Here is a 10,768-nt window from a genome sequence, read left to right on the forward strand (position 1 = left end):
TGATGCACATCATCAACGCCCGCCTGCGCAACCAGGAAGGCCTGCACGAATTGCACCTTGAAGACGGCCTGATCCACAGCATCGCCCGTCAGACCGAAGCGCCGACCCTCGGCCCGGATGACCTCGATGCCGGCGGCAATCTGGTGGTGCCGCCCTTCGTCGAGCCGCACATCCACCTCGACGCCACCCTCACCGCTGGCGAGCCGCGCTGGAACATGAGCGGCACGCTGTTCGAGGGCATCGAATGCTGGGGCGAGCGCAAGTTCACCATTACCGAAGAAGACACCAAGACCCGCGCCAAGAAGACCATTCAGGCCCTGGCCGCCCACGGTATTCAGCACGTGCGCACCCACGTTGACGTCACCGACCCGCAACTCACCGCGCTCAAGGCCATGCTCGAAGTGCGCGAGGAAAGCCGTCACCTGATCGATCTGCAAATCGTCGCGTTCCCGCAGGAAGGCATCGAGTCGTTCCGCAACGGGCGCGAGCTGATGGAAGAGGCGATCCGCATGGGCGCCGACGTGGTCGGCGGCATTCCGCATTTTGAGTACACCCGCGATCAGGGCGTCAGCTCGGTGAAGTTTCTGATGGACCTGGCCGAGCGCACCGGCTGCCTGGTCGATGTGCATTGCGACGAGACCGACGATCCGCATTCACGCTTCCTTGAAGTGCTTGCCGAAGAAGCGCGCAGCCGCGACATGGGCGCCCGCGTCACCGCCAGCCACACCACGGCGATGGGCTCTTATGACAACGCCTACTGCGCCAAACTGTTCCGCCTGCTCGGCCATTCCGGGATCAGTTTTGTTTCCTGCCCGACCGAAAGCATTCATCTGCAAGGGCGCTTCGACAACTTCCCGAAACGCCGGGGCGTGACCCGCGTCAATGAACTGCTCGAAGCCGGGATGAACGTGTGTTTCGGCCAGGACTCGATCGTCGACCCGTGGTATCCGCTGGGTAACGGCAACATCCTGCGCGTGCTTGAAGCCGGTCTGCATATCTGCCACATGCTCGGTTATCGCAACCTGCAAAGCGCGCTGGATCTGGTCACCGACAACAGCGCCAAAGCCATGCACCTGGGCGAGCGCTACGGACTGGAACAGGGCCGCCCGGCGAACTTGCTGATTCTATCGGCGGACAGCGACTACGAAGTGATCCGCAGCCAAGGCCTGCCGCTGTATTCGATTCGCGGCGGCAAGGTTTTGATGAAGCGGCAGATGCCGGTGGTGGAGTTCAGTTGAGATTGCGCTGGGGCTGATGGCCTCATCGCTGGCAAGCCAGGCTCCCACAGGTTTTGTGTTGAGCACATGATTGGGCCCTCATGCAAAACCTGTGGGAGCCTGGCTTGCCAGCGATAGCGTCGGTCGAATCAACCCGCCAACCGCGCCGTGCCAAACAATCTCACGCGCAGCAACTCCCCTCCCGAAACCTCAAGCAAAACCGGTGCGGTGCCACCCGGCATGACCACCCGCACCTCCCCTGCCTCGACCCAACCCACCCGCCACGCCGCACACGCGACCGCACTGGCGCTGGTGCCGGATGACGCGGTTGGACCTTCGCCACGCTCGAATACCCGCGCAGCGATTTTCTGCGGCGACGCCAGCACGGCCCATTGCAGATTGACGCCCGCCGGGCAGGGATTGCCGGCACCGGTGGGCATGGCATAGGCAATTGCCGTCAGCCTCTCGTTCAGCGGTGATTCACCCATCTGTTCGTTGCTAGGCAACGCGCTTGCATCGCTGAGCAGCGTTACACAGTGCGGATTGCCGATACGGACGAATTGGCTGTGGCTCCAGTCAGGATCGAGTTCCGCCAGCGGCTGGACATGGCTGACGTCGCGATTATTGATTTGAACGCTCTCGACTGCCTGCGCCCCAACGGCTTGCGGGCCGAATCCGGGCTGGCCGAAGTCGAGCCAGAAACCGCGAACGCCTTCGACTTCGGCCGGAGTCACCGAGGTTGTTACCGGCTCACCTTTGTCATGATGGACACGCAACACTGCACCCTGATCCGGCAGCAAGCCTTGCTCGGTCAATGCCTGAGAAAAAATCGTCAGGCCGTTACCGCTGCGCTCGGCGAGGCTGCCGTCTGTGTTGACGATCAGTACATCGAACGGCGCAGCTGCCTGGAACGGGCCGATCAGCAGGCCGTCGCTGCGGTGGGGTTTGCTGTTGGCCGGGCGTTGGCCTTCGGGCCAGTGACAGCACAAGGCGATGGCGGCCTCGCTCCATTGCTGCCTGGATACGGCGCACTCTGCGGCCCTCGCTGGCAAAGCGATTCCGGCTTCGCGCAAGGCTTGGGGCGAGACCACAGCGTAGATATTGCCGCGTGCGTCGTAGAACTTCGTCATGCCTTGTTCCCGTATTCCATGCTGGCGAAAATCCGACTGTAAACCGCAATCCAGTGTGGGAGCGAGCCTGCTCGCGAAGGCGGTGCGTCAGTCGACAATTCCATATTTGACCCACCGCTTTCGCGAGCAGGCTCGCTCCCACAGGGTAGGATGTTCACCGTTATGCCCCGAAAGGCCTGAGATCGAACCTCAACGCCGTCAGAATGTCACTCGGGATGCAGTTGTTTTTTTGCCAAGGATCGATATGACCAGCCTCAACCCCCAAGACACCTTCGTCCCCGGACGCCTGGAACAGATGTCCACGCGCGTTGCCTTTTTCATTGCCGGCCTCGGCATCGCCGCGTGGGCGCCGCTGGTGCCGTACGCCAAGGCGCGAGCCGGGCTGGATGAGGGCACGCTGGGATTACTGCTGCTGTGCCTGGGCGTCGGCTCGATTCTGGCGATGCCGCTGGCGGGGATTCTCGCCACGCGTTTTGGTTGCCGACGCGTAGCCACCGGCGGCACCTTGCTGATCTGCGCGGCGCTGCCGTTGCTGGCGACGGTGTCGTCGATCCCGGCGCTGATCGCCACGCTGTTCATGTTCGGTGCCGGCCTCGGCACGGTGGATTCGACGGTCAACCTGCAAGCAGTGATCGTCGAGCGCGCCAGCGGCAAGCACATGATGTCGGGGTTCCACGGCTTGTTCAGCCTGGGCGGCATTGTCGGTGCGGCGGGCGTCAGCGCCCTGCTCGGCCTCGGGCTGACACCGCTGGCGGCGATGCTGGTGGTAGTGGTCTTGCTGATCGGCGCCTTGCTCAAGTGCGTGCCGCACATGTTGCCCTATGGCAGCGAAAGCTCCGGCCCGGCGTTCGCCATTCCCCATGGCATCGTGCTGTTTATCGGCGGCATGTGCTTCATCGTGTTCCTCACCGAGGGCGCGGCGCTGGACTGGAGCGCTGTGTTCCTCGCTCAGGAACGCGGGATCGACACGGCTTACGCGGGAATGGGTTACGCAGCGTTTGCCCTGACCATGACCGTCGGCCGTCTGCTCGGTGACCGCATCGTGCGTAAGCTCGGTGCGACGCGGATCATTCTGTTCGGCGGCCTGTTGGCGGCGGCGGGGTTGTTTCTCGCCACCTTCGCGCCGAGCTGGCAAGCGGCACTGCTCGGGTATGCGCTGGTCGGCGCCGGTTGCTCGAACATCGTGCCGGTGCTGTACACGGCGGTGGGCAAGCAGACGGTGATGCCGGAAAGCATCGCGGTGCCGGCGATTACCACGCTGGGTTATGCCGGGATTCTCGCCGGGCCGGCGGTGATCGGTTTTGTCGCCCATGCCAGCAGCCTGAGTTTTGCCTTTGGCCTGATGGCGGTGCTGTTGGTCGCGGTGGCCATCGGCGGTAAGACATTGAAAGTATGAAGATTACCGCGACACCTGTCAGGTTTGACACTAGACAGGCTTCGACCCTTTGAATCATGGTGATTTCCAGCCTCGCGGAAATGGAAATCTGTCATGAACATTCGAATTGGATCGGCTGTTGCACTTATCGCTCTTCTCCAGGGATGCGCCTCCGTCAATCGATACGACTGGGGCGAAGGCGCAGCCAACTTTGCTCCCGCTGAGCGGCTGGCCAATGCCAACGGACGTTATGCGCATTGGCAAGCCATTGGCCGTGTCGAAGTTGAAGGCGGCATGACCTGCTCCGGTACACTCATTGACACACGAGAACCCGGTACTGTGTCGAATCCGGCTTATGTACTGACCTCCGGACACTGCACACATCCGGAGATAGGCAATAACGAGGTCATCGTCGATCAGCCTGCAAAGGGTCGGGTGACGTTCAATTATTTTTTCGACACGCAACCGCACAGTCGCTCATATGCTGTAGGCCTGATTGGCTGGAGCACGCTACGTGGCCAAGACATCTCTATCGTTGAACTTGCCACCTCTCTGGAACAGTTGATCAGCGACGGTATCGAGCCTCTGAAACTGGCGCATGCCCCCTTGCCCGCTGAAGAAAACATTTTGATCACCGGCGCGCCCGTGAACGGCTTCATTCAGCGAATGGCATGCAAACAGGAACATTCGGCAGCGGTCATCGAAGGCCCTTGGCGATGGGTAGGACAATCGAGCAACCGTTGCCTCGATGTTGTCAGTGGATTATCCGGCTCACCATTGCTTGCGCGTTATACCAATGAAGTCGTGGGTGTGTTGGGCACTACCACGCGCGGAAGTGACCGTAATCGATGTGACAAGGGCGCCCCCTGCGAAGTCATTGCCGGGCAGGTCAACAAGCGAACTGCCACCAACTACGCCACCACAACCGAAGGTCTGGGTGCTTGCTTCACCAAGGGACGTTTCGACCCGCGTCCGGGTGACTGCCCGCTGGGAGCGGCATGGTCTTTTCCAACATCATCGCAAAACAGCGATTACATCAGAGTCGAGCGTGACGAGCACGGACAAGTCGTGCCATGGCATTGGCTGCAAACCTTCGCATTGAGCGCTCCCTACTACCGCTATCGCTATACGCGCACGCTGGACGAATGCCAGTCGCTTGCTGGGTATAGCCAGGTACAAACCGCTCGCCCTGGTTCCGAGAATCAGTTGAGCCATGAACTCAAAGAAGGTGCGGGGCTATATTTTCTCTGCCTGATTGGCCAACAGCGGCCTACGGACGTGCCAAAACAATCGGATGGAAAAACCCCCAGCATCTATTGGCGGTGGTTGCTGGAAGCACCAGCGCCGTTGGCGCCGGCCTATAAAATCGAATGGGTGGGTGACGATGACTACGATGTCAGGGTTTTTTCGGTCTCACCGGATCTGGATCCCTTTCAATTTCAATACAAGTCCGGGCAGCCCGGGAGCGTCAACTGCAATGACGGGCAGGGATTCCAGCGCGTACCGCCCTCCACGGGCGTGTTCCATGTTTCCGTTGCCAATGGCCAGCAGAACGTCTGCCTCAAAGGCGCAGACCTGGCTGGGAATCCCGGACCGACCATCGACTTTCTGATTCCTCAATAGCTTCAGGCCTGTTGTGGCTGAGCCGTGTGAAACCGGTTCAGCCACAACAGCGCCTTAGAAACCGACGCTGGCCTGCACGAAGAACGTGCGCGGTGCGCCGACATACATCCCCGAGTTGTTGTCGCTGGAGCGGGTGAAGTACTGCTTGTCGAAGACGTTCTTCACCCCGGCACCGAGCTTGAGGTTCGACACCTGCGGACCAAAGTCATAGCCGCCGCGCACGTTCCAGGTCACGTAACCCGGGATGTCGCCGTACTGCCCATCCGCCGTGCCTTCAGTGATGTAGTTGCCATTGAAGCTGCCATCCGCATTCACACCGGTGCCCGGCGAACGCTGTTTCGATTGGGCGAAGCCATCGATGTTGTACGTCCAGCGGTTGATCTCATAACGCAATCCGACCGTGGCCACCTGCCGCGAATAGAACGGCAGATCGCGGCCCTTGAAGCCGGGGATCTCGCCTTCATAGGTGGCGCGGGTGTAGGTGAACCCGGCGTTGGCAGTCAAACCATCGAGGCGTGGATCGAGGGCGGCCATGTCGTAGTGCGCCGAGGCTTCGATGCCCTGGTGCTTGGTCGCGCCGAGATTGGTCCAGCCGACGTCGTTGCTGATGTATTGCAGTTCGTCATCGAAGTCGATGTAGAACAGCGTCACCTCGCCGCCCCAGACATCATCGTTGTAGCGCGTGCCGATCTCGTAGGTCTTGGCCTTTTCCGGCTCCAGACCGTTGGCGGTGCTGTCACCCGAACCGCCCTGGCCGAGCTGGAAATATTGCAGGCTGCCGAACGAGGTTTCGTAGTTGGCGAACAGCTTCCAGGCATCGGACAGGTGATACATCACGCTCAGCGCCGGCAGCGGTTCGTTGCTTTCGATGCTGCGGTTTTTCTCCGGTACCGGGCGGCCAGCGGTGTCGAGGACAGCGCGATCATGCCAATCGGTGCTGATGTGTTCGAAGCGAATGCCCGGGGTGATAGTCCAGTTGCCGACGTCGATCTTGTTGTCGACATACACCGAATTGGCCTCGGTGCCACCGGTGCGATCCTGGAACACATGGCCGTCGGAGGTCGGCGTGACCACCGGCTGATTGTTGACCAGCGCCAGACGACTCGATTCTTCGTGCATCGCCTCTTTCAGATAGCGATAACCGACGCTGACTTCCTGCGTGGTCGGACCGACATCGAACACCCGCGACACGCGCGGCTCGATGCCGAGGGTGTAGTAGGAACGCGGGTATGAGCTGAGGGTGCGCTGATCGCGCGCGGCGATGGTGCTGCCGCGAAAGCTGTCGGTGTAATAGGTGAGAATTTCTGCCTGGGTGCGCTCGTCGATCTGGCGAATCCACTTGAACGACACGTCCTTGCGCCGGCCTGTGAACTGGTCGTAATCACGCACCGATTCGTACGGTTTGTCGTCGTACTGACGCTGGGTCAGGCCGCCGGGCATGTCGGCGCTGGCGTCGTAGTAGTGGAAATTGAGACTGAAATCGTCCTGATCGGTCGGCGCCCAGTGCGTTTTGAGCAGCACGTCGTCGATGTCGTTGCCGTTGTTGCGCTCGCGATAGCCGTGGCCGTTGACGCCGGAGTACAGCAGCGCGACGCCCATGCCGTTGTCGGCGGTGCCGCCAAGAAATGCGGTGTCGATGTGTTTCCAGCCACCGTACTGAGTGGTCTCCAGCGTTGTGCCGATTTCGCCGGTGGTTTTCTCCGGGATCGCGCGGGTCACGAAGTTGATCACGCCGCCGACGTTCTGCGGCCCGTAACGCACGGAACCGGCGCCACGCACGACGTCGATGCTGTCGAGATTGCCCGAGGAAATCGGCGCCATCGACAGTTGCGGCTGGCCGTACGGAGCAAACGCGGCAGGTACGCCGTCGATCAGCACGGTCGAGCGTGGCGACAGGCGCGAAGTCAGACCGCGTACGCCGACGTTGAGGGAAATATCACTGCCGCCGGTGCCATTGGAGTCCTGCACCTGCACGCCAGGCACGCGTTTGAGCACGTCGCTGACGTTCATCGCGCCCTGCTCGACCATCGCTTCGCGGCGAATCACCGTGCGTGCGCCGGGGTGGTTCTGCACCACCGCAGCGTCCGCGTCACCGAGCCAGTCGCCGACCACTTTGATGTCGGTCACGCCGAGCTCCAGCGGGCCGTTGCTGGCTGCGGAGGTGGCGGCTGGAGCGAGCGTCACCGAGCCTTCGTTGATCTGATAATCGAGACCGCTGCCCTGCAACAACTGCCGCAGCGCCTGCTCCGGCGAAAGGTCGCCGTCGACCGCTGGCGCCTGTTTGCCGGCCACCAGCTCAGGGCTGAAAAACACCTGCAGCGAGGTTTGCTGGCCCAGTTCGCTCAAGGCCTGGCCCAGCGGTTGCGCGCGGATATGAATGGCTTCAGCGGCAAACGCCAACGGCATCGCGGCACTGACCGCCAGCGCGAGAGCCAATGGCAACCAAGGGGATTTTTTATTGTGGGTTGTGGTGATGTTCACGTCGTACGCAGTCCTGTGGATCGCAAGAGTGTGCGGCTGTTAATGCAAACCAGTTGCAGTTGAACAGGAAGACGATGAACTGAAAAAAAACCTGAATGCTATCTGGAAATTATTTCCTGACTGCCATCGGCAAGGGTGCGCACCGTCACCGGCAGGATGCTCGGCAAGGCTTTGAGCAAAGCGTCGGTGTCGTCGGATTTGAACACGCTGGTCAGGCGCAGGCTGGCCACGTTCGGCTGGGTTACGGTCAGCGGTTTGTCGCGATAGCGCGATACTTCCACCGCGACTTCACTGAGGCTGGCGTTGTTGAACACCAGTTTGCCGTTGCGCCATGCGGTCAATTCCGCCGGGCTAACCGCGTAGGCCGGCAGGACCTTGCCCTGGGCATCGACCGCCGTGCCGAGGCCTGCGGTGAGGTTGATGAACTCGTTGTCCGGCGCCTGCCTTCCCTGCACTTTCACCGTGCCCTGCTCCACCGCAACGCGGGTTTGCGTGGCATCGCGGCGCACATCGAAACGCGTACCGGTGACTGTGACCTTGCCGCTGCCGGCTTCGACAATAAACGGACGCGAGGCGTCGTGTTCAACACTGAACATCGCCTCGCCCGCGCTCAATTCGATCAGCCGTCGATCCTTCTCATAACGCACCTGCAAGCGGCTGCGACTGTTCAGATCGATTACAGAACCGTCCGGCAACGCCACATGCTTGCGCTCACCCGGCGCCGTGGCGAATTCAGCGCGGTAAGCGCCCGGATGATTCAAACCACTGAACAGGCCAAGCCCCAGCGCCACGGCCAGAACACTCGCGGCGACGGCATAACGCAGCAACGGCCGACGTTCGCGGCGGGGAGTTTGCGCAAGCGGCTGAAGACGCGACGTCGGCAGCAGATCAGCCGCCGCCCACAAACCCTGCAGCAACTGGAATTCTTCGCGGTGTTGCGGATGCTCGTTCAGCCAAGCCTCGAAGCGCTGCCGTTGCTCGACGCTGACATTCGGCTCTTGCAATCGCACGAACCAGGCCGCCGCTTCGTCACGCACCGCCGCTTGCCCACAGGCGCAATCACCCGTTTCCATCATGGAATGTCCTATCCGGCTGAGAATGAAAAGGTGCGAACGCTCATGACTGCAAGCCATCCAGCCGCTCACGCAGATGGCGCAGGGTGCGGATCATATACTTTTCGACCATGTTCTTGGACAGCCCCAGGCGTTCGGCGATTTCTGCCTGCGTCAGGCCTTCTATCTTCTGCCAGACAAAGATCTTGCGGCAGTTGAGCGGCAGCTCGGTGAGCGCGCGTTCGATGGAATCGGCCAACTGGATCGCGTGCATGTAATGCTCCGGATCGCCCGCCGACGACGCACTGTCCTCGACTGCCTCCGACTCCAGGGCGCCCCGGCGGTCCTCCCGCCGATAACCGTCAACGGCGATATTGCGCGCGGTCTGATGCAGATACGCGCGGGGCTGCTGCACCGCCGCCGAATCTGCCTCGAGCACCCGCACAAAGGTGTCGTGCGCCAGATCCTCGGCCTGCGCGCGATTGCGCAGGCGCCGAGTCCAGGTGCCGATCAACTCTTCGTAATGCTCGAAAAAGCCGGATCTGCGGGAGCGCATGGGGGATGGGCGGCGTGGTGAGAAAGGGGCGTGAATAGTAATGCTTCGTATTAATACAAAGCAATGCACGCTGTGATGGTGTTCTTGATGCGCAAGGTGCGCTCACACGAGGCCGAGTTCAGATGGACACTGAAGATCTCCCTGTGGGAGCGAGCCTGCTCGCGAATGCGGTATGTCCGCAACGATGATGGTGACTGACACGTCGCCTTCGCGAGCAGGCTCGCTCCCACAAGGGAAAAGCGTGAATGCCTCAGGCCTGCGGCAGTTTGCGGAAGCCCACCGCCAGGCGATTCCAGCCGTTGATGGTGTTGATCGCCACGGTCAGGTCAACCAGTTCCTTCGGCGAAAACTGTGCAGCGACGACTTCATAGTCTTCGTCCGGCGCGTGGGTCAGGCTCAGTTGTGTCAGCGACTCGGTCCACAGCAGCGCGGCACGCTCACGCTCGCTGAAGAACGGCGCTTCCCGCCATGCCGTCACGGCGAACAGGCGGCGTGGGGTTTCGCCGTCCTTGATCGCGTCGGCGGTGTGCATGTCGATGCAGAATGCGCAGCCGTTGATCTGTGAAGAGCGCAGCTTGACCAGTTCGAGCAGGCTCTTTTCCAGCGACAGTTTCGAGACGGCATTTTCCAGCGCCATCATCGCTTTCATGGCATCGGGGGAAGCGGTGTAGAAATCGGCACGAGGTTGCATGGTGGGCTCCGGGGTAGCGATTGAATGTGTGGCTACGTTAGTCCCCGGGGGTGCTTCGGCAAATAGCCAATATTGCAGAAGAACGGTAGGCCACTTGGCGCGGCGACTGACCGCTCGTCACTCGACGGGCACCAAGGTTTCAGTGCGCAAGACCAATATCAGGTAATCCCCTTTATCAGGAGACGTACCATGATGACGCGCAAATTCACTTCGTTATTGTTGGCCGGCCTGCTCGCCACGGCGTCCGCCGCCAGCTTCGCTGCCAATGACAGCACCGATGCGACGGGCACCAAGTCCGGCGGCGCCAGCAGCTCGACCATGCCGCCAGACAACACCCCGGGCTCGCCATCGGGTGGCAGCGGTTCTGGCGGAACCAATAACGGAACTGGCACAGGAACAGGGACAGGAACTGGCTCGGGCATGGGCACTGGAACGGGCACCAATGGCGGCGCCAGTGGCTCAGGTTCCGGCGCGGGTGGTGGCACCGGTTCGGCCGGCGGCGGCACGGGTGGTGCGGGCGGTGGCACGGGCGGCTGAACGAACAAGAGCCATCCCAGATAGTCCTGCATACATCAGGACTCAATGTGGGAGCGAGCCTGCTCGCGAAAGCGGTCTGTCAGCCAACCTTGATGCAAGCTGACAC

The 10,768-nt window shown here is 61.4% G+C and carries 9 protein-coding genes; 4 read left to right on the forward strand and 5 right to left on the reverse strand.

Annotated features, from left to right (window positions below):
• The first annotated feature begins 2 nt into the window (after window positions 1–2).
• Entirely contained in the window at window positions 3–1,238 is a 1,236-nt protein-coding gene (gene codA / locus OK411_RS18935; RefSeq protein ID WP_136493801.1) for a cytosine deaminase, read from the forward strand.
• Window positions 1,239–1,366: 128 nt separating this feature from the next.
• Here the strand turns inward: codA and OK411_RS18940 are convergent, their stop codons facing one another.
• Window positions 1,367–2,347, reverse strand: coding sequence for a diaminopimelate epimerase (locus OK411_RS18940; protein WP_264365523.1), 981 nt, complete (start codon window positions 2,345–2,347; stop codon window positions 1,367–1,369).
• 244 nt (window positions 2,348–2,591) lie between these two features.
• On the opposite strand from OK411_RS18940, the gene OK411_RS18945 reads away from it, so the two are divergent.
• Both OK411_RS18945 and OK411_RS18950 read left to right on the forward strand, forming a co-directional pair.
• Window positions 2,592–3,743: an MFS transporter gene (locus tag OK411_RS18945; RefSeq protein ID WP_024013580.1), complete on the forward strand. Its 1,152-nt coding sequence runs from the start codon at window positions 2,592–2,594 to the stop codon at window positions 3,741–3,743.
• A gap of 93 nt (window positions 3,744–3,836) precedes the next feature.
• Window positions 3,837–5,345: a trypsin-like serine peptidase gene (locus OK411_RS18950; RefSeq protein WP_136493803.1), complete on the forward strand. Its 1,509-nt coding sequence runs from the start codon at window positions 3,837–3,839 to the stop codon at window positions 5,343–5,345.
• A 54-nt stretch (window positions 5,346–5,399) separates the two neighbouring features.
• Here OK411_RS18950 and OK411_RS18955 read toward each other — a convergent pair whose 3' ends face one another.
• The 4 genes from OK411_RS18955 to OK411_RS18970 all read right to left on the reverse strand — a co-directional run bounded on the left by OK411_RS18955 (window position 5,400) and on the right by OK411_RS18970 (window position 10,125).
• The gene (locus OK411_RS18955) at window positions 5,400–7,826 is read right to left on the reverse strand and encodes a TonB-dependent siderophore receptor (RefSeq protein WP_122699454.1); all 2,427 of its coding nucleotides are present in this window, start codon (window positions 7,824–7,826) and stop codon (window positions 5,400–5,402) included.
• A gap of 98 nt (window positions 7,827–7,924) precedes the next feature.
• Window positions 7,925–8,902 (reverse strand): FecR family protein, encoded by a 978-nt coding sequence (locus tag OK411_RS18960; protein WP_264365524.1) that lies wholly within the window; start codon window positions 8,900–8,902, stop codon window positions 7,925–7,927.
• A gap of 40 nt (window positions 8,903–8,942) precedes the next feature.
• Window positions 8,943–9,434: a sigma-70 family RNA polymerase sigma factor gene (locus OK411_RS18965; protein WP_264365525.1), complete on the reverse strand. Its 492-nt coding sequence runs from the start codon at window positions 9,432–9,434 to the stop codon at window positions 8,943–8,945.
• Window positions 9,435–9,684: 250 nt separating this feature from the next.
• The gene (locus tag OK411_RS18970) at window positions 9,685–10,125 is read right to left on the reverse strand and encodes a carboxymuconolactone decarboxylase family protein (protein WP_016775423.1); all 441 of its coding nucleotides are present in this window, start codon (window positions 10,123–10,125) and stop codon (window positions 9,685–9,687) included.
• A 189-nt stretch (window positions 10,126–10,314) separates the two neighbouring features.
• On the opposite strand from OK411_RS18970, the gene OK411_RS18975 reads away from it, so the two are divergent.
• Window positions 10,315–10,662, forward strand: a complete 348-nt coding sequence (locus OK411_RS18975; protein ID WP_130888349.1) for a hypothetical protein — start codon at window positions 10,315–10,317, stop codon at window positions 10,660–10,662.
• Window positions 10,663–10,768 lie beyond the last annotated feature (106 nt).

The sequence above is a fragment of the Pseudomonas sp. RG1 genome, from assembly GCF_025910115.1.
GTDB classification, from domain to species: domain Bacteria; phylum Pseudomonadota; class Gammaproteobacteria; order Pseudomonadales; family Pseudomonadaceae; genus Aquipseudomonas; species Aquipseudomonas atacamensis.

Excerpts from the sequence above, each read along its gene's own strand:
- codA (WP_136493801.1), top strand. The coding sequence starts at position 3 with ATGCACATCATCAACGCCCGCCTGCGCAACCAGGAAGGCCTGCACGAA.
- OK411_RS18940 (WP_264365523.1), bottom strand. The coding sequence starts at position 2,347 with ATGACGAAGTTCTACGACGCACGCGGCAATATCTACGCTGTGGTCTCG.
- OK411_RS18945 (WP_024013580.1), top strand. The coding sequence starts at position 2,592 with ATGACCAGCCTCAACCCCCAAGACACCTTCGTCCCCGGACGCCTGGAA.
- OK411_RS18950 (WP_136493803.1), top strand. The coding sequence starts at position 3,837 with ATGAACATTCGAATTGGATCGGCTGTTGCACTTATCGCTCTTCTCCAG.
- OK411_RS18960 (WP_264365524.1), bottom strand. The coding sequence starts at position 8,902 with ATGATGGAAACGGGTGATTGCGCCTGTGGGCAAGCGGCGGTGCGTGAC.
- OK411_RS18965 (WP_264365525.1), bottom strand. The coding sequence starts at position 9,434 with ATGCGCTCCCGCAGATCCGGCTTTTTCGAGCATTACGAAGAGTTGATC.
- OK411_RS18970 (WP_016775423.1), bottom strand. The coding sequence starts at position 10,125 with ATGCAACCTCGTGCCGATTTCTACACCGCTTCCCCCGATGCCATGAAA.
- OK411_RS18975 (WP_130888349.1), top strand. The coding sequence starts at position 10,315 with ATGATGACGCGCAAATTCACTTCGTTATTGTTGGCCGGCCTGCTCGCC.